At 43.5% G+C, this 23,749-nt stretch carries 20 protein-coding genes, 1 tRNA gene and 1 pseudogene; 7 read left to right on the plus strand and 15 right to left on the minus strand.

Going from position 1 to position 23,749, the window contains the following annotated elements; all coding sequences use genetic code 11:
- Nucleotides 1-151 precede the first annotated feature (151 nt).
- From putP to frdA, 6 genes are all read right to left on the minus strand, one after another.
- A complete protein-coding gene (putP, locus tag HMPREF9064_RS06960) occupies nt 152-1,642 on the minus strand; it encodes a sodium/proline symporter PutP (RefSeq protein WP_006717353.1) in 1,491 nt (496 codons plus the stop codon).
- 12 nt (nt 1,643-1,654) lie between these two features.
- Entirely contained in the window at nt 1,655-5,116 is a 3,462-nt protein-coding gene (putA, locus tag HMPREF9064_RS06955) for a bifunctional proline dehydrogenase/L-glutamate gamma-semialdehyde dehydrogenase PutA (RefSeq protein ID WP_006717354.1), read from the minus strand.
- Nucleotides 5,117-5,328: 212 nt separating this feature from the next.
- On the minus strand, nt 5,329-5,673 hold the full coding sequence (frdD, locus tag HMPREF9064_RS06950; RefSeq protein ID WP_006717356.1) for a fumarate reductase subunit FrdD: 345 nt from the start codon (nt 5,671-5,673) through the stop codon (nt 5,329-5,331).
- Nucleotides 5,674-5,682: 9 nt separating this feature from the next.
- A complete protein-coding gene (gene frdC, locus HMPREF9064_RS06945; RefSeq protein ID WP_006717357.1) occupies nt 5,683-6,075 on the minus strand; it encodes a fumarate reductase subunit FrdC in 393 nt (130 codons plus the stop codon).
- Nucleotides 6,076-6,086: 11 nt separating this feature from the next.
- Nucleotides 6,087-6,857 (minus strand): succinate dehydrogenase/fumarate reductase iron-sulfur subunit, encoded by a 771-nt coding sequence (locus HMPREF9064_RS06940; RefSeq protein WP_006717359.1) that lies wholly within the window; start codon nt 6,855-6,857, stop codon nt 6,087-6,089.
- Nucleotides 6,858-6,861: 4 nt separating this feature from the next.
- Entirely contained in the window at nt 6,862-8,670 is a 1,809-nt protein-coding gene (gene frdA, locus HMPREF9064_RS06935; RefSeq protein WP_006717360.1) for a fumarate reductase (quinol) flavoprotein subunit, read from the minus strand.
- Nucleotides 8,671-8,991: 321 nt separating this feature from the next.
- On the opposite strand from frdA, the gene epmA reads away from it, so the two are divergent.
- On the plus strand, nt 8,992-9,963 hold the full coding sequence (epmA, locus tag HMPREF9064_RS06930) for an elongation factor P--(R)-beta-lysine ligase (RefSeq protein WP_006717362.1): 972 nt from the start codon (nt 8,992-8,994) through the stop codon (nt 9,961-9,963).
- Nucleotides 9,964-10,007: 44 nt separating this feature from the next.
- On the opposite strand, the gene fecE is transcribed toward epmA, so the two are convergent.
- The 5 genes from fecE to HMPREF9064_RS06905 all read right to left on the minus strand — a co-directional run bounded on the left by fecE (nt 10,008) and on the right by HMPREF9064_RS06905 (nt 14,793).
- A complete protein-coding gene (gene fecE / locus HMPREF9064_RS06925) occupies nt 10,008-10,775 on the minus strand; it encodes a Fe(3+) dicitrate ABC transporter ATP-binding protein FecE (protein ID WP_006717364.1) in 768 nt (255 codons plus the stop codon).
- Entirely contained in the window at nt 10,775-11,758 is a 984-nt protein-coding gene (gene fecD / locus HMPREF9064_RS06920; protein WP_006717366.1) for a Fe(3+) dicitrate ABC transporter permease subunit FecD, read from the minus strand. Before fecD ends, fecE begins: the two co-directional genes overlap by 1 nt.
- A complete protein-coding gene (gene fecC / locus HMPREF9064_RS06915) occupies nt 11,758-12,747 on the minus strand; it encodes an iron-dicitrate ABC transporter permease FecC (protein ID WP_006717368.1) in 990 nt (329 codons plus the stop codon). The genes fecD and fecC overlap by 1 nt, the downstream gene beginning before the upstream one ends.
- Nucleotides 12,747-13,640, minus strand: a complete 894-nt coding sequence (locus HMPREF9064_RS06910; protein ID WP_032997782.1) for a Fe(3+) dicitrate ABC transporter substrate-binding protein FecB — start codon at nt 13,638-13,640, stop codon at nt 12,747-12,749. The genes fecC and HMPREF9064_RS06910 overlap by 1 nt, the downstream gene beginning before the upstream one ends.
- A gap of 82 nt (nt 13,641-13,722) precedes the next feature.
- The gene (locus tag HMPREF9064_RS06905) at nt 13,723-14,793 is read right to left on the minus strand and encodes a metallophosphoesterase (RefSeq protein WP_006717372.1); all 1,071 of its coding nucleotides are present in this window, start codon (nt 14,791-14,793) and stop codon (nt 13,723-13,725) included.
- 208 nt (nt 14,794-15,001) lie between these two features.
- Between HMPREF9064_RS06905 and HMPREF9064_RS06895 the strand changes: the two genes are divergently transcribed.
- The 6 genes and pseudogenes from HMPREF9064_RS06895 to HMPREF9064_RS09755 all read left to right on the plus strand — a co-directional run.
- Nucleotides 15,002-15,331 carry a YbaB/EbfC family nucleoid-associated protein gene (locus HMPREF9064_RS06895; RefSeq protein WP_006717376.1) on the plus strand — a complete coding sequence of 110 codons (330 nt, stop codon included), beginning with the start codon at nt 15,002-15,004 and terminating at the stop codon, nt 15,329-15,331.
- 75 nt (nt 15,332-15,406) lie between these two features.
- A complete protein-coding gene (recR, locus tag HMPREF9064_RS06890; RefSeq protein WP_006717378.1) occupies nt 15,407-16,009 on the plus strand; it encodes a recombination mediator RecR in 603 nt (200 codons plus the stop codon).
- A 27-nt stretch (nt 16,010-16,036) separates the two neighbouring features.
- Nucleotides 16,037-17,959 carry a DNA topoisomerase III gene (locus HMPREF9064_RS06885; RefSeq protein WP_006717380.1) on the plus strand — a complete coding sequence of 641 codons (1,923 nt, stop codon included), beginning with the start codon at nt 16,037-16,039 and terminating at the stop codon, nt 17,957-17,959.
- A 160-nt stretch (nt 17,960-18,119) separates the two neighbouring features.
- The gene (gene secG, locus HMPREF9064_RS06880) at nt 18,120-18,470 is read left to right on the plus strand and encodes a preprotein translocase subunit SecG (RefSeq protein WP_006717383.1); all 351 of its coding nucleotides are present in this window, start codon (nt 18,120-18,122) and stop codon (nt 18,468-18,470) included.
- A 15-nt stretch (nt 18,471-18,485) separates the two neighbouring features.
- A tRNA-Leu gene (locus HMPREF9064_RS06875) sits at nt 18,486-18,571 on the plus strand.
- A 233-nt stretch (nt 18,572-18,804) separates the two neighbouring features.
- Nucleotides 18,805-18,942: pseudogene (locus HMPREF9064_RS09755) on the plus strand (excalibur calcium-binding domain-containing protein); the annotation flags it as partial.
- A gap of 51 nt (nt 18,943-18,993) precedes the next feature.
- Here the strand turns inward: HMPREF9064_RS09755 and nhaA are convergent.
- From nhaA to HMPREF9064_RS06855, 4 genes are all read right to left on the minus strand, one after another.
- Nucleotides 18,994-20,160, minus strand: coding sequence for a Na+/H+ antiporter NhaA (gene nhaA / locus HMPREF9064_RS06870; RefSeq protein WP_006717385.1), 1,167 nt, complete (start codon nt 20,158-20,160; stop codon nt 18,994-18,996).
- Nucleotides 20,161-20,335: 175 nt separating this feature from the next.
- A complete protein-coding gene (gene mtgA, locus HMPREF9064_RS06865) occupies nt 20,336-21,109 on the minus strand; it encodes a monofunctional biosynthetic peptidoglycan transglycosylase (protein WP_006717387.1) in 774 nt (257 codons plus the stop codon).
- Nucleotides 21,087-21,395, minus strand: coding sequence for a trp operon repressor (gene trpR, locus HMPREF9064_RS06860; protein ID WP_006717389.1), 309 nt, complete (start codon nt 21,393-21,395; stop codon nt 21,087-21,089). Before trpR ends, mtgA begins: the two co-directional genes overlap by 23 nt.
- 32 nt (nt 21,396-21,427) lie before the next feature.
- Nucleotides 21,428-23,662, minus strand: a complete 2,235-nt coding sequence (locus HMPREF9064_RS06855) for a transglycosylase SLT domain-containing protein (protein WP_006717391.1) — start codon at nt 23,660-23,662, stop codon at nt 21,428-21,430.
- Nucleotides 23,663-23,749: the final 87 nt, after the last annotated feature.

Genomic DNA, 23,749 nt, shown 5'->3' on the forward strand with positions numbered 1-23,749 from the left:
AGTATATTACCGAATAGTGAGTAAATATAAAGGGAAAAATAATAGCTATAAATTAAGCAACGTTGTTTAGATAGGAATAACCTAAAGAGAATAGAAAAAGATAAGGGCGGAAATTCCGCCCTATTTTACATTTAAAAATCACCGCACTTTTTTAGCGTCGTGCTTCAAATTCAGCTAAAGCAGCATCAAATTGTTCCATCACTTTCGGATGTACCGGTGCGAACACGGAAGAGGTAATGGTGATGAAAGAACAGACCAAGAAACCTGGGACGATTTCATAGAGGTGAGATAAATCTTCCCAGCCCAAGTATTTCATTAATGGACTCCAGACCACCACGGTGATAGCGCCGGATAACATTCCCCATAATGCCGCTTTGGAGCTAATATTGCGGTTGAACAAAGAAAGAATCACCACTGGGCCGAAAGCGGCACCAAAACCAGCCCATGCATAAGAAACCAAGCCCATTACTTTAGAGTTTGGATCTTGTGCGATAGCGATGGCAACCACCGAGATTAACAATACCATTAAACGACCGACCCAGACCAATTCAAGGCTGGAAGCGCCTTTACGGAAGAAACCTTTATAGAAATCTTCTGTAATTGCTGCGGAACACATTAATAATTGGGCGGACAAGGTACTCATCACCGCTGCTAAGATCGCGGATAAAACGATACCGACAATCCAAGGGTTAAACATTGCTTTACTTAACTCAATGAAAACCGCTTCTGCATTGTATAGTTGAATATTTTGGGTGGTGAAATAGGCCAATCCGAAATACCCTACTGCAACGGCGCCGCCAAGACAGAGGAACATCCAAGAAATTCCGATTTGACGGGCTTTTTCGAGAGAGGCGACAGAGTCTGCTGCCATGAAACGGGCAAGAATGTGTGGCTGTCCGAAATAACCCAAGCCCCAAGCCAACGCAGAGACAACGCCGATACCGGAAACATTGTGCAGCCAGTTGCTGTAAGGAATGCCGGTGACAGCAGATTTGGCTTCCAAAGACATCGTGATTTCATCCCAGCTGATGTTGAGCAATACCATGACCGGTGCCAAAATCAAGGCGAAAATCATTAATGAGGCTTGGATGGTGTCGCTCCATGAAACCGCTAAATAGCCACCGATAAAGGTATACGTAATGGTCGCTAATGCCCCTAACCAAAGTGCGGTGGAATATTCTAAGCCCAATAAGCTTTGGAATAACTTCGCTCCCGCTACCACGCCGGAAGCGCAGTAAATGGTAAAGAAGAAGAGAATAATGCCTGAAGAAATAATCTTTAACGCTTTTTTCTGACGCGGAAAACGTTGTGCAAAAAATTCAGGTAAGGTCAGCGCATTGCTATATTTCTCAGTGAAAATCCGCAAGCGTCCTGCCACAACGCGATAGTTCAGATAGGCGCCAACGGTTAAGCCGACAGCAATCCATGCTTCGGAAAGGCCTGATAAGAAAATCGCGCCGGGTAACCCCATTAATAGCCAACCGGACATGTCGGAAGCACCGGCTGACATGGCGGTCACGAAACTTCCCATTTTTCGTCCACCCAAAATGTAATCATCAAAATTTTTGGTGGAACGATAGGCGTATAACCCAATGCCTAAAATAATTGCCAAATAGAGGCCAAAGGTGATGTAGATTTGCATAAAACACTCCTTTTATTCTTCTTGAGAGGACATTAATGAGGTGTTTCCACCTGCCGCAGTGGTGTTATAACTGCGAGAAAACTCATCATACAATGGCAGTAAATCTTGGGTATCTTGCCAGTCGTAACATTTGAAAATAGCTTGACTGTTTTCAGCCAACCATTGACGTTTAGCTTTATCAAGTGCGGTCAAATAAATGCCTTTTTGACAATAACCTAACTTCGTATCCACACGAATGCCCGGTTTGGCTTTGGCGGCTAATGGATGCTGTGGTTCCACCAAAATGCTAAAACCTTTGGCAAGCAATTTTTCTGCCGCTTTTTCTGCTGCCGCTAAGTCGCCGTTGAGAATGGCTACTTCACAAGGCAGATAAGCTAAGGAGTTGTGTTCACCGGTGATACTTTCTAATACCGGTTTGGTTGTGCCTAGCGTATTTTCATCGCCAAATTGGCTGTAATAGCGAGGCGTACGGGTTAAACGTTGCAAATAGAACTCACCGCCGGCTTTCGGCCCTGTGCCGGATAATCCATGTCCGCCGAACGGTTGAACACCAACTACCGCGCCTACAATATTACGGTTGATATAGAAGTTGCCGCAGTTTAAGTGGCGTTCCACAATATCCATATGTTTGCGGATACGGGTATGGCAACCACCGGTCAGCGCATAACCTTTTTCATTTACCGCTTTGAGGACATTGAGTAAGTTATCTTTTTTATAACGTACGATGTGTAGAATCGGACCGAAGACTTCACGCTGTACTTGATCGAGGTTATCCAACAGATACACACTTGGTGCCACAAAATGCCCTTGAGTCGGCGTGTCGATTTCCGCATAAGCGCGGGCGACTTTGCGCATGGCTGCCTTGTGGTTTTCTAGATTTTGTTTAGCTTCTTCATCAATCACAGGACCGATGTCGGTAGCCAATAGACGTGGGTCGCCTAAACTTAATTCTTTAATGGCTTCCGTGATCATTTTGTAATAATGATCTGCCACATCTTCTTGTAATAATAAGATGCGTAATGCGGAACAACGTTGACCTGCCGAGTCAAAGGCGGAGCTGAGAACATCAGCAACGACTTGTTCCGGTAAGGCTGAAGAATCAACAACAAGCACGTTTTGACCGCCAGTTTCCGCAATCAACACAGGATCGTTATCTGCTAATGTCAGACGTTGCTCAATGAGTTTGGCCACTTCGGTTGAACCGGTAAATACGACGCCATCAAAAGCTTGTTGGACTAACGCAGCCCCTAAATCCCCCGCTCCTAACACCAGTTGTAGGGTTTCTTTCGGGATGCCGGCTTGGTGTAAGAGTTTCACGGCGGCGTACGCAATTAATGAGGTTTGTTCAGCCGGTTTTGCAATCACTGCATTGCCAGCCGCTAAAGAGGCGGCAATTTGGCCGGTAAAGATGGCTAATGGGAAGTTCCATGGAGAAATACAAAGTACTTTTCCACGGGGCTCGGCAAGGTGATTTTGTGTTGCGAGCTGCTCTAATTGAACGGCGTAATAACGTAAGAAATCCACGGCTTCACGCAATTCAGCAATGGCGTTTGGCAAGGTTTTGCCCGCTTCAACCACGGCGAGTTTCATCAATAAGCCGAAATGTTCTTCATATAAGTCGGCAGCATTACGTAAAACGTTAGCTTTTTCCACCGCACTTTTGGCTTTCCATTGGGTATTGTCGGCAGCGGCAAACGCATTTTCCGCCTGATTCACAGCTAAAAAGGCGACTTCTGCAACCGTTTCATTGAGGTTGGCCGGATTGGTGACTTGATGTGCCGGTGCATTTTCAGCATTTTCAGCATTTTCAAACGCAACCAAAGAGGTAGCGTTTTCAATGGTTGCCGAATTCAGCGCTTGTTCTAATCTTGCTAATTCCAATTCATTACTCAGATCGAAACCGGCGGAGTTTTTACGGTTTTTAAATAATTCTAACGGTTTGAGAACCGACTTATTCGGCTCGCCATGAGATTTGGCATAAAGCTTCCATGGTGGTGTCACAAGTTGTTCGACCGGAATGTTTTCATCAACCAGCTGGTGAACGAAAGAGGAGTTTGCACCGTTTTCTAAGAGGCGGCGGACTAAATAGGCTAACAAGGTAGCGTGTGTACCCACCGGAGCATAGACACGCACTTGTCGATTCAGATTGTCTTTCCCCACAATATTGTCATAAAGAGATTCCCCCATGCCGTGTAGGCATTGGAATTCAAAGTTTTTACCTTGGCCTAATTCGTGAATCGTGCACATGGTTTGCACGTTATGGGTGGCAAATTGCGGATAAATGACATCTTGCGCAGCAAATAATTTTTTTGCACAAGCAATATAAGAAATATCGGTGTGATTTTTACGTGTGTAAAGTGGGAAACCGTCCAAACCGTCCGCTTGCGCCCATTTGATTTCGCTGTCCCAATAAGCGCCTTTAACAAGACGAATCATCAAATAGCCTTGTTTTTCTCGGGCTAAATTAATCAAATAATCCAACACAAATGGACAACGTTTGGAGTAAGCCTGTACTACGAAACCAATGCCTTTGTAGCCTTGTAATTCCGGTTCATCTAATAATTTTTCCACAAGATCGAGGGAAAGCTCTAAACGATTGGCCTCTTCCGCATCAATATTGATACTGATGTTGTATTTTTTCGCTAATAAGAAGAGTTCTTTTAAGCGAGGGTAAAGCTCATTGATGGTACGATCATATTTGGAGCGGCTATATTTCGGATGAATCGCAGAAAGTTTAACGGAAACACTGTTGCCGTTATAAATGGTTCTGCCGGCTGCGTCTTTGCCCACTTCTTCAATGGCGTGTAAATAGTCATTGAAATAGCGTTGTGCATCGGCTTCAGTCATTGCAGCTTCACCCAACATATCAAAAGAGAAGGTAAACCCTTTTTCGTAACGTGGTTTGATGTTTTGTAGCGCCTCTTGCATGGTCACGCCGGTGACGAATTGTTTACCCAAAATTTGCATAGATTTGATAATTGCCATACGCATAATGGGCGCAGACAAACGGGAGAAACTACGGGTGAGCGCATTCGATAAACTGTTTTCATCCAGGCTTTCGCTAATTTTTTTACCAAACAGTAGGCCATAACTGGCTGCATTGATGAAGAATGAATTGGAATTGCCAATGTGAGATTTCCAGTTCCCTTCCTGTAATTTCTCATAAATCAAATCATCACGAGTTTGTGCATCAGGAATACGTAACAAGGCTTCTGCCAAACACATTAACGCCACTCCCTCTTCACTGCTTAATGAAAACTCTTGCATTAAGGCATCTGCGCCATATTGTTTTTGTTTAAGTTGGCGTAATTTTTTAATTAACTTAATAGCATTGTCTGTGATGCGTTGTTCTTGTTCCGGAGAAAAATCTAATGTTTTCACTAAAGAATCGACCGCACTTTTCTCATCTAAACGATAGTTTGCAGTGATTGCTTGGCGAATAGGGCTATATTGTTTTGATAGTGTGAATTGCATGAGAAAACCTCCTTTTGTTATATAATTGTTAACAAAATATAGATGGCGTGTTTATTAGTAAATGACTTTTTTGGCGTTCTGTGATTGAAGTCACATAAAAAATAAGGTTTTGTTGTTCGTAATATGTACGAATTGTGCGTTTTATAGACTGAAAAGAGACTAGAAATAAAAAACTCCCTACAGTGAGGGAGTTTTTCATTTGGGATGAGAGATTATAGGTTGAACACGGCAAATAACACGATAATGCTATAAAGTGTTGCCAAACCGTAGAAAATAAATCCGCCGGCCGGTACATGAACTTTAATATCATGCATACCGTGATGAACGCGGTGTAAGCCTCCCCACATTGGGAAAATTGTGAGAACGAGAATAACTAATTTCCCTAGCCAGTGGTGTGCAAAGGCAATGATATTCTCTGGACTAACGATACCGAAAGGCAATAGGAAGCCGAGAATAAGAATTAACACAGGGAAAGCCAAAGCACTTACCATGCCACCCGCACTGAACATTAACCAGACAGGTGGTTCGTTTGAACGTTTTGGATTTTGATTAACCATGACTTCCCCCTAGATAAATACTAACACTAAAGCCAATACGGTGACGGCGACAAACGCGCCACGTAAAGCATTTTTAATGAGTTTTGCCGGCAAACCAGTGGTACCTGACATCACTTCGCCAGTCATATCAAATAATGTGACTGCATGGAGCAATAAAGCGGCCAATGAAATGATGTTAAGAATAACAACAAGTGGATTTTGTAAGAATGGAATGAAACTCATGACAAATCCATCTGCTTTGCCTAAACAAATCACACCGTAAAGCAATACTAAGCTGAACCAAACGGTTGGCACGGCAGTCGCTTCACGTAGCATGTAGAATTTGTAGAAATCCCAACTTTTCCACCAAGTCGGGGTGATTTCACGAACGTATTTTTTACGTTTACTTACTGTTGTAGTCATAATCTTTCCCCTTACGCCTTCGGTTTAAGCATGGAAATGAGATAATCTTTGGCACTTTCTAATTTGCCTTGGTTAATGGCGGTTGCCGGGCCTACATGTTTTGGACACACTTCGGAACAGGCACCTACGAAGGTACAAGACCAAACGCCATTTTCACCATTCATGATTTTCATCCGTTCTGCTTTACCGTGGTCGCGGTTATCTAAGTTATAACGATGACCTAAGGTTAATACGGCTGGACCAACGAATTCTGGGTTTAAACCGAATTGTGGACAAGCGGCATAACATAAACCACAGTTGATACACATCGAGAATTGGCGATATTTTTCCAATTGAGCCGGAGTTTGTTTAGTACGGCTTTGCGCTAATTCTTTCGATGGATGCGGTTTACCATCTAACTCAGGCGCTTTGTTACCAATCACATAAGGTTTGATGGCTTCTAGGCTTTCGATAAAGTGGCTTAAGTCCACGATCAAGTCGCGTTCAATCGGGAAGTTTGCTAAGGCTTCAATACGCATATGACCACTGTAGTCACGCAAGAAGGTTTTACATGCCAATTTTGGAATGTTATTTACCATCATGCCGCAAGAACCACAGATCGCCATACGGCATGACCAGCGATAAGAAAGTTCCGGTTCAAGTTTATCTTTAATGTAACCTAAAGCATCAAGTAAGGATGTTTGGCTGTCATAAGGCACTTGATAGGTTTTTAAGTGCGGTTCCTTATCAACTTCGGGGTTATAACGTAGAACTTCAACGTTCATGATTGATTGTTCGGCCATATTATTACTCCTTACCCGCTTGAGCTTGTTCTTTTGCTTTGGCGGCTGCTTCTGCTGCTTCTGCTTCGGCACCGTAAACACGTTTTGCCGGTTGTGATTTAGTGATTTTCACCGGGCTGTATTCAATGCGTGGTGCACCGTTTTCGTTATAGAACGCCAAGGTATGTTTCAAGTAGTTCACATCATCACGTTCGGTGTAATCCAAACGTTGGTGCGCACCACGAGACTCTTTACGTTCAATCGCAGAGTTCGCAATAGATTGTGCCACGTCCAAAATGTAACCCAATTCAACTGTATACAATAAGTTTGTATTAAATACGCTAGAACGGTCAGTAATACGAATGTGTTTGTAACGTTCTTTGAGTTCTGCAATCTTATCTACTGCTTGTTGCATACTTTCTTGGGTACGATAGATACCGCAGCCTTCTTCCATAGCTTGACCCATTTCGTCACGAATTTCAGACCAAGACTCAGTACCTTCTTGGTTATAGAGGTCGCTCAAGCGTTTTACAATATCTTGCGCCTGAGCATCAAGTGCGGATTGGTTAGCTGGTGTGGCTTCAATTGCGCGTTGTGCCGCGTATTCACCCGCAACACGACCTAATACCACTAATTCAGCCAAGGAGTTGGAACCTAGACGGTTAGCGCCATGTAAACCGGAAGAGGCACATTCACCTACCGCAAATAAACCTTTAATGCGGGTTTCGCTGTTGAAGTCAACTTCGATACCACCCATGGTGTAGTGAACCACCGGACGCACAGGAATTGGCGCTTGTGCCGGATCGACACCTTCATAAGCTTTTGCTAATTCACAAATGAATGGTAAACGTTCGTGTAAGTATTTTTCACCAAGGTGACGTAAGTCTAAGTGCACCACATCAACGCCTTTGGCTGTTTTCAATGTGTTGCCTTTACGCCATTCTTGCCAGAATGCTTGGGATACTTTGTCACGAGGGCCTAATTCCATGTATTTGTTTTCCGGTTTGCCGATTGGTGTTTCCGGTCCCAAACCGTAGTCTTGTAAATAGCGATAGCCGTCTTTATTGACTAAGATACCACCTTCACCACGACAACCTTCGGTCATTAAGATACCGGTATTTGGTAAGCCGGTTGGGTGATATTGAACGAATTCCATGTCACGTAATGGTACGCCATGGCGATAAGCCATTGATAAGCCGTCACCGGTAACAATACCGCCGTTAGTGTTGAAACGGAATGCACGGCAACCACCACCTGTGGCGATAACAACGGCGTTAGCATTAATTTGTACTAAAGAACCTTCCATCATGTTCATGGCAACCATACCACGTGCATGGCCGTCATCCACTAAAATATCTAATACAAAGTGTTCATCGAAACGAATGATTTGTGGGTATTGAATGGAGGTTTGGAATAACGTGTGAAGTAAGTGGAAACCGGTTTTATCGGCAGCGAACCAAGTACGTTCGATTTTCATCCCACCGAAACGACGTACGTTTACATCGCCATCGGCTTTACGGCTCCAAGGGCAGCCCCAGCGTTCAAGTTGAGTCATTTCCACCGGAGAGTGTTCCACGAAATATTCCACGACATCTTGCTCACACAACCAGTCGCCACCGGCAACGGTATCGTGGAAGTGTTTATCGTAGGAGTCTTCTTCTTTAATCACAGCCGCAGCACCACCTTCAGCCGCAACAGTATGACTGCGCATTGGATAAACTTTTGATACTAAAGCAATTTTAAGATTTGGATTAGCTTGAGCTGCAGCAATCGCCGCACGTAAACCACCGCCACCTGCGCCAACAATGGCGATATCGACGTTAACAGTTTGCACGATATTCCTCCAAGTAAAGGGATGATAATAAAAACACCAAATAGATTTTTGGTACTGTTAGGGTGAAGTCATTTTGCCATTATTTTTTGTGATTAGAACCTTTTTTCTCAAACTTTGTCGCGATTTCGTGATCTACCTCAAAAAGTTAACAAACAGAACCAGTTGTTTACATTTTGTCTTATTGTTAACAAGTCATTAACGTTGAGTTAACTAAAAAGTGCATAAAAGTGCGGTGGAAAAAGGATTCATTTATGAATTTTGATTCACTTGTTTTAGAATAAGTCGCAAATTTTTCAAATTATCTTCAGCAAAGGCATATTTATGTTTGAACAAGAAGCATGGCAACCAACGGCATCCATCAAAAACTTACTTGACCGTGCAAAATTAATTGCAGAAATTCGTCGATTTTTTACTGATCGCGGTTTGTTGGAAGTGGAAACGCCGGTGTTAAGCGAATTTGGCGTGACAGATCTTCATCTGGCCACATTCAGCACTGAATTTGTTTCTCCTTTCGGAGAGCAATCTAAAACATTGTGGCTTTCCACCAGTCCGGAATATCACATGAAGCGTTTATTGGCCGCCGGCAGTGGTCCGATATTTCAAATTGGCAAAGTGTTTCGTAACGAAGAAGCGGGTAATCGCCATAATCCGGAGTTTACGATGTTGGAGTGGTATCGACCACACTTTGATATGTACCGCTTAATCAATGAAGTAGACGATTTATTACAACAAATATTGGAATGTCCGCCGCCAGAAAGCATGAGCTATCAGTTTGCTTTTCAACAATATGTTGGATTGGATCCGTTGTCGGCGGAATTATCCGAACTTGTGGAAAAAGCGAAAAAATATCAGTTAGTTGATGCTGAAAAAGAGAATCGTGATACGTTGTTGCAATTTCTTTTCAGTACGGTGGTGGAACCACAAATCGGGCATGATTGCCCGGTCGTGGTATATCATTTTCCGGCAAGTCAAGCGGCGTTAGCACAAATTAGCTCGGAGGATCTGCGCGTTGCAGAGCGTTTTGAGTTTTATTACAAAGGGCTAGAGCTTGCTAATGGTTTCCATGAATTGGCGGATGTGCGGGAACAATTACATCGCTTCGAGTTGGATAATCGTCAACGGGAAAAAGCCGGTTTGCCGGTGCGAGATATTGATAAACGTTTGTTGGGGGCGTTACAAGCCGGAATTCCAGATTGTTCGGGCGTCGCTCTTGGTGTGGATCGCTTGCTCATGATTGCCATGGGCGCAGAGAGTATTAAAGAGGTGATTTCCTTTTCGATAGACAATGCGTAAAGTGCGGTCGAAAAATAAAATGTTTTTTATGACCGCATTTTTGTTTACTTCAAAATAAACATGGGTGTTTGGCTAATTGGATCGCGGTGAATAACTACTTCTAAATCAAACACCTCTTTTAACAGCCCCTCTGTCATCACTTCGTCAGGCGTTCCTTGAGCCATAAGGTTGCCGTCTTTGAGAACGATTAAATAATCACAATAACGACAAGCCTGATTTAAATCATGGAGTACCGTAATGACGGTTTTGCCGTTTTGTTGCATTTGACGCATCATGCCCATGAGTTCCGCCTGGCGGTTGAGATCCAAATAAGTGGTGGGTTCATCCAACAGAACAAGCTCTGCATCTTGCGCTAATGTCATGGCTAAGAAAACCCGTTGTTGTTGCCCGCCGGATAAATCCGATACCAAATGTTCCGCCAGTTCCGCGGTGTGGGTTTGTTCCATAGCCCAAGCCACTAATTGCTCATCTTTATCACTTAATTTGCCCCACAAATTCAAATAAGGCGAACGGCCGTAAGCAATTAATTCGCGTACTTTAATGCCTTCCGGCACCAAATGTTGTTGTGGCAAGAACGCCAATTGTTTGGCGTATTCTTTCGGGGTGCTTTGCCAAATATCTTTGCCTTTGTGAGTAATTGTGCCTAGACGAGGCTTGAGCAAACGGGCCACTGCTTTCAGTGTTGTGGATTTGCCACACCCGTTCGGGCCAATTAAGGCAATAATTTGGTTGCTAGGAAAGCTGAGAGATAAATCCTGTACGATAGTTTTATCTTGATAGCCTAATTGTAACTTATTGATCTCAATGCTCATTATTTCGTTCTCATCAATAAATAGAAGAAGTAAGGGGCGCCGATAATGGCAGTGAGAATACCGGCGGGCAGTTCTGTCGGCGGATCGATAACCCGCGCTAAAATATCGGAAATTTGTAACAACAACGTGCCGATTAGCATGGCCGCCGGCAATAATGTGCGGTGACGTCCACCGACCAATTTGCGTGCTAAGTGCGGTGCAACTAAACCGAGAAATGCGATGGGGCCGCAAATGGCGACGGCTGTGGTGGAAAGTGCAACAGCCAGCACTAATACCAAGATTTGCGTTTTATTTACGCTTACTCCCAAGGTGGCCGCTTTGTTTTCACCTAAACCTAAGGTGTCCAAATCTCGGCAGAAAATAAACGGTAACGGCAATAACACCAGCAACCAAGGCAAAACGACATCGATATAAGCCCAACTTCTGCCCCACAAACTTCCGGTGAGCCAAAGCATAGCTGTGTTGATTTCTACCGGATTGGTTAGCATTAAATAATGGCTGATTGCCGCCCATAGGGCAGAAAGCGCCACGCCGATAATGGCCATTTTGATCGGGCGGAAGTTAAAACCACATATCATCCATAACAAAATGAAAGACAGGACACCGCCGATAAAGGCAAAAATCGGTAGCCAGTAAAAGGCTAAATTCGGTAGGAAGATTAATACGGTGACGGCGACTAAACCGGCGGCGTTATTGATTCCTAAAATATCAGGAGAGGCCAACGGATTACGCACGACACTTTGCACCAATACCCCGGAAATGGCCAATGCACCGCCGATAATAATGGCCAGTAGCGCGCGTGGCAGACGGTATTCCATTAAAGTGAAATAGTTTTTATCGTCAGGGTGAAAGGCCTGGCTAATTTCATCAAAGGATAGCGTGTAAGTGCCGTATCGAATGCTTAATACAAATAATAGCGCGACTGTACAGAGTGCCGATAAGTAAAAGCCGATTGCACGGAATCCTGAATGAGAACGGCGCATTAGTGTTTTCCTCTGGCAAATAATACAAAGATTGGCGCACCGATTAAGGCTAAAATGGCACCGGCAGGCACTTCACTTGGAAAATCAACAGCACGGGCAACGGTATCCGCCGCCAACATTAAAATAGCGCCTAATAACATGGACATGGGTAATGATTTTCGTAGATCATAGCCTATCCAATAACGCGCTAAGTGTGGAATTAACAAACCAATAAAGGCGACCGGGCCGGCTACGCTAACGGCTGAACCCACAATTAATAATGCTATGATATTGGCATACCAACGCAGACGGAACAGATTAATTCCCAAGGATTGAGCGGATTCGTCGCTCAAATTGAGTAAATTTAAACGGCTGGCAAAGAAGAGGCAAAAGAGAGCGCTCGATAGCAGAAACGGCCAAATAGCGTGCCATTCGTTCCAGCGGGCGTGAGAAATGCCGCCGGCAAGCCAACTCATTACGCCAAAGGCGTGATCTTCCGACATAATTAAGGCTAATTTGGTGAGAGCAGTACACAACAACGACACGGCAATCCCTGCCAAAATCACGCGGCTGCGATCGCCGCTACTGTCTTTCCACGCGTTGCTGATCAACATTACAACCAACCAACTGATTCCACCGCCGATACTTGCCACCAAGGCAATGCTATAGCCTGATAATAAGGCCGGGCTAATGGCACTCGCCGTTACCATGGCCAAACTTGCGCCGGAGTTAACGCTTAATAGCGTTGGTGAGGCCAGTGGGTTGCGGGTGATGGTTTGTAATAATGCCCCGGCTACCGCCAAATTGGCGCCTAATGCGATCGCCACTAACGCCCGAGGGAAACGTAAATCGACCACGGTGATCTTGGTCAATTCATCGCCATTGGGGAAAAAGGCGTTTAGCGCATCTAATGGTGAAATTTCAATAGGGTAGTATAAAAACAGGCTTCCCCATAACAAGAAAGCCAGTCCTAGTAGGGGCAAGCCCCAACGAAAAGCTGTGCCAAACATTATTTTTGATTAACGAATTGTTCAACTTGTTTTGCCATGATCTCGCTGGCCGTAATGCCGCGTCCGCGCGCCCACATATCGGCATTGACGCTAAATACATGTTTGGCTTTTACGGCAGGAATGGCTTGCCATAATGGTTCTGCTTCCCATTTGCGGGCGATACTTTCTTGGCGATAGTGGGCGATAAACATATAGTCCGGTTTTTCCATCACTAATTGCTCAAGATTGATTTCAGCAAAGGCTTGAGTGGCGTTTGGTAATTTTGGCGAGTTAAAACCTAGAACACCAAGGAAACTGGCGACATAACCACTGTCATTTTGTAAATTGAATTTGTCTTCGCGAGAGGTGCCGAAAATCCCTTTTTTGCCTTTCACATTGATATTTTGCGCAATGCTTTCGATAATTTTATTGTGTTTATCAATTTGCAATTTCATTTCACTGCCTTTACCGACAACATCGCCGATTTTTTGTGCCGTATCAAGATTTTCCTGATAGCTTTCATGGCGGGAGTCAAACATCATGGTCGGGGCGATTTTTTTTAATTCTTCATAAACTGCTGTATGACGAGAAGGATCAGCGATAATTAAATCGGGTTTTAATGCGGCAATGGCTTCAAGACTAGGTTGTGAACGGGTACCGACAGATTGCCAAGGTTGTATCTTATCTCGTACTTCCTGCAAAATGCGGGTTTTATCGTTGTCATCGGCAACGCCGACCGGGCTAACACCAACTTGAGCAAGGGCATCAACGAAAGAATATTCTAACGCGACAATGCGACTTGGGGTTTTATCTATAGTGAATTCACCTTTAGCATCGGTGACGGTCACAGCACTTGCCGTCACAGATGCCATAAGGAAAAGAGAAGTAAGGGTTGCGTTGACGAATTTTTTCATTTTCGAGTCCTCTGTCATCATAAAAACATAAGTACAACGGGTTAAATTATACACAGGGCTCGGTATTGAGAATAGTTCTTTTTTAATGTCCGACCAGATCGATAATTATCACTTCTGATTGCGACCCTAATCGCATCGGCACGCCCCAAAAGCCATAACCTGATGTGACAAAAAAGTGCCCTTGATTGATTTTTTCATAGCCGTAACTTAAGCGATAAATCAGTTTTACAACAAAATTTGCCGGGAAAATTTGTCCATTATGGGCGTGTCCGGAAAGCTGAATATCAATCGGCAAATTGGCGTGTTGTTCAATCTCTGTTGGGCGATGATCCATTAAAATCACCGGTAATGCGGTGTTGACACCTTTTAGTAATTGCGCCGCCGTTGGTCTGTTTTTAACGAGGTCGTCATTGCGACCAATGAGGGTAAAACGTCCATCAATCACGATACTTTCATCCATCACGGGAATGATCCCTGCTTTGCGCATTTCCGCTTCAATGCGTTGTTGATCACCAAAGAAGTCATGGTTTCCCAGGGTGGCATACACGCCAAGTGGGGCTTGCAGGTTGGCAAAGTGCGGTTGCATTTTTTCTGCTAAATAGGCGTTGACGTTATCATCCATAATGTCACCTGGGAGCAAAATAATATCTACCTTTTCCTGCCGCATGATGTCAGCCAACGTATCTAACTGTGTTGAACCAAACAAACGCCCTAAATGCAAATCGCTTGCCATACCAATGCGTAAAGGTTGCATTGGTTTATCTAATTTCACCTGAAAATGGCGAATGGTAGGCACATAAGCGTTGTAACAGGCGGTGGCGATGAAACTGAGAAAAATCACAGGATAAAGCCATTTTATTTGATTACGCCATTGTTTGAGAAGCAGGTAAAGGAAAGCCACAATCAGACTGCTAAATGTTGAAAATAATAATAGAGTGAGAAGCAAGGCGCTTACTCGAAAACTTTCGGCATAAAGACGCAACGGCGCAGTAGAAACCAAAATATTGAAGAACAAAAAGAGGATGATGCTCAGCTTGGTGCGTGTTTTTTGGTTGAGATTAAAAAGCCAGCCGAGCGTACGACTAAAACCGAATAACATGAATTGTAAGGCCAGCACGGCAACGGCCATGGTGATGTAGTGTCGGGTTTCCATAATTTTTCTGTTAAAAGTGCGGTTGTTTTATTGTGCGTTTATCTTCAAAAAGCAGTGCTTTTTTATCAGAAGAAGGGTGGGATCGGATAATAATATGGATAAAGGCACCGCGCAACGACACGGTAAATTGATCGTTCCCAATCGGCAATTTTTTCGCTAAAATGCCCACACTTTTTTTACTCAACTTTTTAATAACGGAAGAAAATTTATGTTCGGAAAAGGCGGTTTGGGCAACTTGATGAAACAAGCCCAGCAAATGCAAGATCGTATGCAAAAAATGCAAGAAGAAATTGCACAATTAGAAGTGACCGGCGAGTCAGGCGCAGGGCTAGTGAAAATCACGATTAACGGTGCGCATAACTGCCGTCGTATTGACATCGACCCTTCTTTAATGGAAGACGACAAAGAAATGCTGGAAGACTTGATCGCCGCTGCATTTAATGATGCAGTACGCCGTGCTGAAGAGTTACAAAAAGAAAAAATGGCGTCTGTCACCGCCGGCATGCCATTGCCACCGGGTTTCAAAATGCCATTCTAAAAAACGTCCGTAAAACTTACCGCACTTTATGACTAAAGTGCGGTTTATTTTTTCAGTCAATTCACCGAGAACCTTATGCAAACTAGTCCCTTGTTAGAAAATTTGATCGAAAGTTTACGTGTATTACCGGGCGTTGGTCCTAAATCCGCACAACGTATGGCGTATCATTTATTGCAACGTAACCGTAGTGGCGGTATGCGTTTAGCACAAGGGCTGACTGAAGCTATGTCAAAAATTGGGCATTGCGAACATTGTCGTACTTTCACGGAAGAAGATGTTTGCCATATTTGCAAAAACCCTCGTCGTCAAAATTCGGGGTTGCTTTGTGTGGTGGAAATGCCGGCAGATATTCTTGCGATTGAGCAAACCGGGCAATTTTCCGGGCGTTATTTTGTGCTTATGGGGCATTTGTCGCCATTGGACGGCATTGGCCCACGAGAAATTGGCTTGGATTTATTGCAAAAACGTTTACAAACAGAATCCTTCAAGGAAGTGATTTTGGCGACAAATCCCACTGTCGAAGGCGATGCCACGGCGAATTACATTGCAGAATTGTGTTTGCAACAAAACGTCAAAGTCAGCCGCATTGCCCACGGCATTCCGGTGGGCGGTGAATTGGAAATGGTGGATGGCACCACGCTGACCCATTCTTTCTTAGGCCGCCGCGAAATCGGCTAATCTTTTCTCCTCTGCGTTTTCTTGTTTATGCGACTTTTTATAGCAGAAAAACCGAGCCTTGGGCGCGCGATTGCGGATGTTTTGCCGAAACCGCATCAACGCGGTGATGGCTTTATCAAATGTGGCGATAATGACTGCGTGACCTGGTGTGTAGGGCATTTGTTAGAACAGGCAGAACCTGATGCCTATGATGCGCGTTTCAAACAATGGCGCTTAGAGGATTTGCCGATTGTGCCGCAAAAGTGGCAGTTAATTCCGAAAAAAGAAACCTATAAACAGCTAAAGACCGTTGAAAAGTTGGTGCAGCAAGCGGACATCCTCGTCAACGCAGGCGATCCGGATCGTGAAGGGCAATTACTGGTGGACGAAGTGTTCAGTTATCTCAATTTACCACCGGAAAAACGCAATGCCATTCAGCGTTGTTTAATCAGCGACTTGAACCCAAGCGCGGTAGAAAAAGCCATCAAAAAATTGCAACCGAATCGTGATTTTGTGCCACTTTCCACCTCCGCGTTGGCACGTGCGCGCGCCGATTGGCTCTATGGCATTAACATGACACGGGCTTATACCATTCGAGGCAGACAGGCTGGTTATAACGGCGTGCTTTCCGTTGGGCGGGTACAAACGCCCGTACTTGGCCTTATCGTACGCCGTGATTTGGAAATTGAACATTTCCAACCAAAGGATTTCTTTGAGGTGTTGGCTTGGTTGCGTGACCCAAAAGAGGAAAAAACACCGAAGAAATCGACCGCACTTTTTTCTGCGTTGTGGCAGCCGAGCAAAGCCTGTGAAGATTATCTGGACGAGGATGGGCGCGTATTATCTCATGCACTGGCAGAAAATGTGGTGAAGCGCATTACCGACCAACCGGCGGAAGTGACGGATTATTCGGATAAACGGGAAAAAGAAACAGCACCGTTGCCCTATTCCTTGTCAGCGTTGCAAATTGATGCTGCCAAGCGGTTCGGGATGTCCGCACAGGAAGTGCTGGATACCTGTCAACGTTTGTATGAAACCCATAAATTGATCACTTACCCACGTTCTGATTGTCGTTATTTGCCAAAAGAACATTTTACGGATCGCATGGCGGTGATGAATGCTATTTCTACCCATTTAACGCAATTTCAACCTTTGCCGGAAATTATTGATCCTGAACAAAAAAATCGTTGTTGGAATGATAAAAAAGTCGAAGCGCACCATGCCATCATCCCGACGGCAAAGAACCGCCCGGTGAGTTTGACTCCGGCGGAACAAAATATTTATTTTCTGATTGCTCGACAATACCTCATGCAGTTCTGCCCGGATGCAGAATACCGTAAATGTAAAATCACCTTGAATATTGCCGGAGGAACTTTTATCGCGCAGGCGCGTAATTTGCAAATTGCCGGTTGGAAACAGCTTTGGGGTAAAGAAGACAGCGACGATGAACAGCAAGATACGCTGCTGCCGGTCGTCAAAAAAGGGCAAATGTTGCATTGCGAAAAGGGTGAAATTATCAGTAAAAAAACGCAACCGCCAAAACCTTTTACAGATGCGACCTTGCTTTCTGCAATGACAGGCATTGCTCGTTTCGTGCAAGACAAAGAATTGAAAAAAATTTTGCGTGAAACCGATGGGTTAGGCACGGAAGCGACGCGTGCAGGAATTATTGAATTATTGTTTAAGCGTGGTTTTCTCTATAAAAAAGGCCGTAATATTCACAGCACCGAGGCGGGACGAATTTTAATTAACGCCTTACCAGATATGGCAACGCAGCCTGACATGACGGCACATTGGGAGTCACAGCTTGATGGCATTAGCCGTAAACAAGCAAGTTATCAGCAATTCATGCAAAACCTCACCCAGCTTTTGCCTGAATTATTGCACTACATTAATTTTTCCGCTTTACGCGAGTTGAGTCGGCATAATCCAGGTGTGAACAAGACCGTACCGAGGGCAAAGAAAAGTTAATGAGGCCTAAAAGTGCGGTCGTTTTTCAAAATGTTTTTTACTGATCGAATTTGCACCAAACAGCGTAAAAATACATAAAACAACTTGCGGAGCGCCGAGATATCCGCTAATATCTGCGCCGTTATTTTTCATTAGAATTTGCTAAATCAGAGAAGATAAAATGTACTCAGCGTTGTTAATCATTTATTTGGTCGTTTCCATTGCCCTTATCGCTTTTATCCTGTTACAACAAGGTAAAGGTGCGGATGCCGGTGCATCTTTCGGTGGTGGCGCATCCGGTACCGTTTTTGGTTCTGCCGGTGCAGGTAACTTCCTTTCTAGAACAACAGCTGTTTTAGCGATTATTTTCTTTGTTATTAGTATCGTTATCGGTAACATCAATTCGCACAAAAACAATGCAAAACAGGGCGCATTTGATGACTTATCCGGAACTGCTGAACAAATTCAGCAACAACAGCAAAAAGCACCTGCTGTGTTAGACACAAAAAATAGCGATATTCCTCAACAATAAAATTTATCAAATTAAGCTCTGGTGGTGGAATTGGTAGACACGCTATCTTGAGGGGGTAGTGACCGTAGGTCGTGCGAGTTCAAGTCTCGCTCAGAGCACCAAAAACAGAACCTAGCAGAAATGCTAGGTTTTCTTTTTTCTCCTTTTCTAAAATTTCCTTTCTGAAGTGATTTACCTATAATTGTGCTTGCAGTCACTGATTTTAATTGAGTCTGTATTCTGATTTCATCTTAAAATCCTAATAAAGGAATTTATTATGCAGAAGATATTTTTCATTTTTGTTGCACTTGGTCTGGTATAGTTTGCCGTTGCGAAATCAAATCATCATGAGGAGTTCAGTTGTGATGAGCGGAAGTATTGCAAAGAAATGCGTTCTTGTGCTGAAGCGAAATACCACTTTAATGTCTGTGGTGAGGGGCGTCTTGATCGGGATAATGATGGGATTCCTTGTGAAAATGTTTGTCGCAGATAGTTCATCGATATAAAAAAGCCTTGCTGATTAGCAAGGCTTTCTTTTTGCCGCTTAAGCTTGAGCGGTTGTTTTTCTTAATAAAACATAGCCAACAACAGCGGACACACCTGATCCCAATAAAATCCCTAATCGAGATAGCGTATCAAAGCTGTTATATGCCGCTTCACCGAAAGCAAGACCTGCTAGGAACATCGACATGGTAAAACCGATGCCGCAGAGTATTGCAATAGCAAAAATTTGAGCGAAATTAACCCCTTGTGGTAACTGGGCAAGACGTAATTTGACCGATAGGTAACTAAATAGAAATACGCCTAATGGTTTTCCAACGATTAATCCGAGTGCGATACCAAGAGTAAGAGGCGAATTAAGGCTGGATAAGCCCACGTTTTCTAAAGGAACTCCCGCGTTAGAAAAAGCAAATAACGGTAGAATTAAATAAGAGCACCAAGGCGCCAGAATATGTTCAAATTGGTGTAATGGGCTTGAACCGTTACGACCTTCCATTGGAATGCAAAAACCAATAATGACGCCAGCGAGAGTCGCGTGTACGCCGGATTTTAATACGGATGCCCATAAAATCAAGCCGACGACCATATAAGCGCAAAGAGCGCTGACTTTAAAGCGATTCATGGTGACTAAAATACTGATGGTTACCACAGCGATAATCAGTGCCGGGGTACTGAGTTCATGTGAGTAGAAGATCGCAATGACGATAATAGCACCAAGGTCGTCAATAATGGCAAGTGCCAATAAAAATACTTTGAGTGGTAAAGGGACGCGCTTACCTAAAAGAGCAACGATCCCAATGGCAAAGGCAATATCTGTGGCCATAGGAATTGCCCAGCCGGAATAGATTTCCGGTGTACCTTGGGCAACCATAAAATAGATTAATGCCGGTACCACCATCCCACCAATTGCCGCAATAGCAGGGAAAATCGCTTGTTGATAGCTTGATAGTGAACCTTCCAACATTTCACGCTTGACTTCCATACCAACCAAAACGAAAAAGACTGCCATAAAGCCGTCGTTGACCCACATTAATAAAGGTTTAGCAATGCTGAAAGCACCGAACTGAACGCTGACCGGTGTATCGAGGAAACCGAAGTAATGTTGATTAAAAGAGGTGTTGGCAAGCAGGATAGCCATTGAGGCAAAAAGTAATAATAGTATGCCGCCTGCTGCTTCTGATTGGAAAAATGTTTGAATACGCCTAATCAATGTGAATACTCCCCAAAATAGATAAATAATTTAAAAATAAAATATAGATAAGGATTAAGGAAGTTACCTTAATTTGATATTTTTTTCAAGAAAATGGCGAATTTATTAATCAAAAAGTATTTAATTAAGGTTTTTTTAGTAATTTATTTATTTTTGATTTTGAAATAAATCGGAACTAATTGAGCGTTTCTAAGTATGATTTACCCAATTGTTCCATTTGACGTTGAATCCAAAGCTGTCTGCGCTTGGTATAAGCACTCGGGGCATTGGCTTTATAAATGAGCGGATTGGGCAGCGTGGCGGCTAAAAGTGCGGCTTCATTTTGCGATAAATTTTTGGCCGGTTTTTTGAAGTAAAAACGGCTGGCAGCCTCTACGCCATAAATGCCTTCGCCAAATTCCGCGATGTTTAAATACACTTCGAGAATACGCTTTTTGGACCACAAGGTTTCTAACATTAAGGTTGCCGGCACTTCGATTGCTTTGCGTAACCAACTTTGTCCATGCCATAAATAGAGATTTTTGGCAGTTTGTTGAGAAATGGTGGAGGCACCACGGATTCGATTGCTTTTTTGATTATGCAGAAAAGCCCGTTTAATTGCGGTGAAATCAAAGCCGTAGTGTTCGGGGAAATTCTGATCTTCAGCCGCAATCACCGCCAGTTGCATTTGCCAAGAAATATCCTCTAAGCTCACCCAATCGTAGCGTGTTTGATAAGTAAAATCACCGGACAAAATATGAGATACTTTTTGTTCCAGCATATAACTTGAATAAGGAATGGGAATAAAACGAAAGGCAAAGGTGACTACTAAAGTAGCAAGTAAAAAACGATATAAAAAACGTACCGCACTTTGAGTGGGAAATTTCCTGAAAAGCCGTAATCTACGCAAGGATAGATTGCGCAGATTGGCTAGCTTGAATGGAAATTTAATGGTTTTTTTCTTGCGCATTGAGTTGCGTTTTTATCCAATCAATAAAAACAGGATCCATGGTTTTTAACATGTTAGATCCCCGAGTGATGGTGGCCGCACTGGTGTTCAGATTTTGTTGAATTTCCCGTTGTGGCAGCTCTTTATTAAGTAATTGGGCGATAATTTGCAGGCGAAGCCCTAACGCATCGCGCTCATCAGGGGTAAGCAATAAGGTTAATACATCCTGAGCCTTGCCTTGTTCAAAGGCGGTTTGCAACATATTGAGGAAGGCATTCCATTGTTCTAAATTGCGACTAATATACATATTAACAATCCTATACTATTAAACTAGTCCGGCTAGTATAGCCGATCAAATTCCTCTTTGCTAAAGGTTTGTGGCTCTTCTTTTTCTTGCAATATTTGATAGTAAAAATCGTAAGTCAGCACATTTTGAACATAACCACGGGTTTCATAGAACGGAATAGATGCCACAAATTCATCCATTTCCAACTTGCCATTGGCGCGCGCCAACCATTTTTCCACGCGATGAGCGCCCGCATTATAAGCTGAGGCGATCAGAATACGGTTATTCGGATATTTGGCGTTTAGCTCCGCTAAATGTGCCGTGCCTAGCAAAATATTATTGAGCGGCTTAAATAAATCCGCCTCACCCGCATAAGGCAATTTGGCATTGTCTGCCGTTGCTTTGGCAGTAGTTGGTAGCAATTGCATTAATCCGCGTGCATTGGCGGAAGATTGTGCTTGTGGGTTCCAGGCGCTTTCCTGACGAGAAATCGCCATGGCGAAACTTTTACTGACATTGGTATTTAGCGCGGCTTGCGGTTTGGTTTTGCTTAACGCCGGGCGGCTTTTGAGAGCAATATCATAATAATCGCTATAGGCAATTGGTAAGCGCAACTGAATGTAATCAAACGCTTTAGCAATGATGGAGCCATCCACACCTAAATCAAACCAGTTTTGTTGGTTGGCATATTGACTAAGCGCCATTTGTTTCTCTTTTTTGGCATCACCGGACAGATTTTCCAACAAGAAACGCCAACGCTGTTTAGCCGGGCCAAATCTTTCGAGTTGACGTAGTTCGGCAATTTCCTCCAATGTCGGTTTTACTTTTTTGAATTCATCAGCCCAATAAGGATCGGAGATACTCGGGGCAATAAGTAATTCAGGTTGACCGAAATCATAACCGTTGCCACGGGTTTTCAGATCTAATTTGGCAGCTGCCAACATTGGATAAAAACCCCGTTCATCAGAAAGTGCGGTCAATATTTCTTTTGTTTTTTTGCTATCGCGTTTCACTATCGTTTTGGCCAGCCAATAACGCCATTCTTGTTTTTGCTGACCTTCTATTGAAAGCGCGTTAAGCCATGGGGTTAAATCGGTCTTTTGCCAAATGGCCATACGCAAACGGCGTTCGGTAAGGTTATCTGCTTTTAATTTGAGAATTTCCGCATCCCGCCATTGTTGGAAATTCGGGCTTTCATTGTCAAAAAAACGACCAAGAAAAGCAATTTCCCACTCACGAATTTGCGCATCTGTTAATTGCCAATTTTTTGCCCATTGTTGATAGGGGGCAAAGTTAGGCTCTTTCATTGTTTCCGATAGAGTGCGTAAATAACGCGGAAAGGTCTGCACCACTGCAAATTTTGTGACGATTTTATTATTTTCTTCAATGAGTGGTAGTCTATCGGCCAATTCAGGGAGGGTTGCCGGATTTTTTAATAGGGATTCAAAGCGTTTTAAATTCGCCAAAACCATTTCGTCTTCTTTCGCGCTATCAATTTTATTTAATTCCGATGATAGCAACGCCATCCCGTTCGCATCATTTTGGGCAAAGAGTTCCTCGGCTTTTTGGTAGATTTTATCTTGTGTCCGTTTGCCATCAGAATACCATTTTGCCCAAAGTTGCGCGTCATTAGGGAGTTTACCGTTGGTTAACCAAAGTTGTTCATAGCGGGAAATAATGCTTGAGCTATTGGAGTTTTGCTTTTTATCTGTTTCATTTTTTATGCGTTCAAGCTGAAGTTCGGCATTTAATACGGCTATTTGCATCTCCAAGGAACTTGGCTTAACGCGTTGTGCATAATGAACTAATCCTTCCGTATCATCAGCATTTATTAATAGTGTGAAAATGCCTTGTTCCCATTGATTACGTAAAAAATGCGTAGGATTTTGCGCGATAACTTGTTCGATTTCGTGTTTTAATGCTTTTACTTCTTCAGGTAGCGTATCTTTACTCATGCTTTTAATGCGGGCATCAATGTAGGTGGTTGTCGCATCCATTTTCAATGGATAGTCTTTTAAAGACTCAATGAGGTTAAGATATAACTCAGCATTATCAGAAACGTTGTTATTTTTCACCGCACTTTTAAGCAGACTTTCCAATTGAAGGAACGTTGAACGCTGCTTAATCAAAAGCAATTCTGACTCGTGTTGCTGTTGTGTCCACTTTGCTTGTTCTTGCGCTAAATTGATTTCGTGGGGTACGGCGCTTTCGGTTTTTGCTGCCAAGGCAGAGAAAGAAAGTGCGGTTAAAATTAACAGAGAAATTGAGGTTCGTTGCAAGTATCGCATGGCTATTTTCCATTAGTCCTAAATCAAAGGCGGGTACTTAGATCCGCCTTTGTTATCATTAGTTCAACATGTTTCCGTGATGACCGC

Source organism: Aggregatibacter segnis ATCC 33393 (assembly GCF_000185305.1).
GTDB classification, from domain to species: domain Bacteria; phylum Pseudomonadota; class Gammaproteobacteria; order Enterobacterales; family Pasteurellaceae; genus Aggregatibacter; species Aggregatibacter segnis.

What these genes read in the sequence shown, in the direction of transcription:
- HMPREF9064_RS06855 (WP_006717391.1), bottom strand. Translation starts at nt 23,662, where the DNA reads ATGCGATACTTGCAACGAACCTCAATTTCTCTGTTAATTTTAACCGCA.
- putP (WP_006717353.1), bottom strand. Translation starts at nt 1,642, where the DNA reads ATGCAAATCTACATCACCTTTGGCCTCTATTTGGCAATTATTTTAGGC.
- HMPREF9064_RS06895 (WP_006717376.1), top strand. Translation starts at nt 15,002, where the DNA reads ATGTTCGGAAAAGGCGGTTTGGGCAACTTGATGAAACAAGCCCAGCAA.
- trpR (WP_006717389.1), bottom strand. Translation starts at nt 21,395, where the DNA reads ATGTATATTAGTCGCAATTTAGAACAATGGAATGCCTTCCTCAATATG.
- HMPREF9064_RS06885 (WP_006717380.1), top strand. Translation starts at nt 16,037, where the DNA reads ATGCGACTTTTTATAGCAGAAAAACCGAGCCTTGGGCGCGCGATTGCG.
- HMPREF9064_RS06940 (WP_006717359.1), bottom strand. Translation starts at nt 6,857, where the DNA reads ATGGCCGAACAATCAATCATGAACGTTGAAGTTCTACGTTATAACCCC.
- mtgA (WP_006717387.1), bottom strand. Translation starts at nt 21,109, where the DNA reads ATGCGCAAGAAAAAAACCATTAAATTTCCATTCAAGCTAGCCAATCTG.
- fecD (WP_006717366.1), bottom strand. Translation starts at nt 11,758, where the DNA reads ATGCGCCGTTCTCATTCAGGATTCCGTGCAATCGGCTTTTACTTATCG.
- HMPREF9064_RS06905 (WP_006717372.1), bottom strand. Translation starts at nt 14,793, where the DNA reads ATGGAAACCCGACACTACATCACCATGGCCGTTGCCGTGCTGGCCTTA.
- epmA (WP_006717362.1), top strand. Translation starts at nt 8,992, where the DNA reads ATGTTTGAACAAGAAGCATGGCAACCAACGGCATCCATCAAAAACTTA.
- putA (WP_006717354.1), bottom strand. Translation starts at nt 5,116, where the DNA reads ATGCAATTCACACTATCAAAACAATATAGCCCTATTCGCCAAGCAATC.
- recR (WP_006717378.1), top strand. Translation starts at nt 15,407, where the DNA reads ATGCAAACTAGTCCCTTGTTAGAAAATTTGATCGAAAGTTTACGTGTA.
- HMPREF9064_RS06910 (WP_032997782.1), bottom strand. Translation starts at nt 13,640, where the DNA reads ATGAAAAAATTCGTCAACGCAACCCTTACTTCTCTTTTCCTTATGGCA.
- frdD (WP_006717356.1), bottom strand. Translation starts at nt 5,673, where the DNA reads ATGGTTAATCAAAATCCAAAACGTTCAAACGAACCACCTGTCTGGTTA.
- fecC (WP_006717368.1), bottom strand. Translation starts at nt 12,747, where the DNA reads ATGTTTGGCACAGCTTTTCGTTGGGGCTTGCCCCTACTAGGACTGGCT.
- frdC (WP_006717357.1), bottom strand. Translation starts at nt 6,075, where the DNA reads ATGACTACAACAGTAAGTAAACGTAAAAAATACGTTCGTGAAATCACC.
- secG (WP_006717383.1), top strand. Translation starts at nt 18,120, where the DNA reads ATGTACTCAGCGTTGTTAATCATTTATTTGGTCGTTTCCATTGCCCTT.
- fecE (WP_006717364.1), bottom strand. Translation starts at nt 10,775, where the DNA reads ATGAGCATTGAGATCAATAAGTTACAATTAGGCTATCAAGATAAAACT.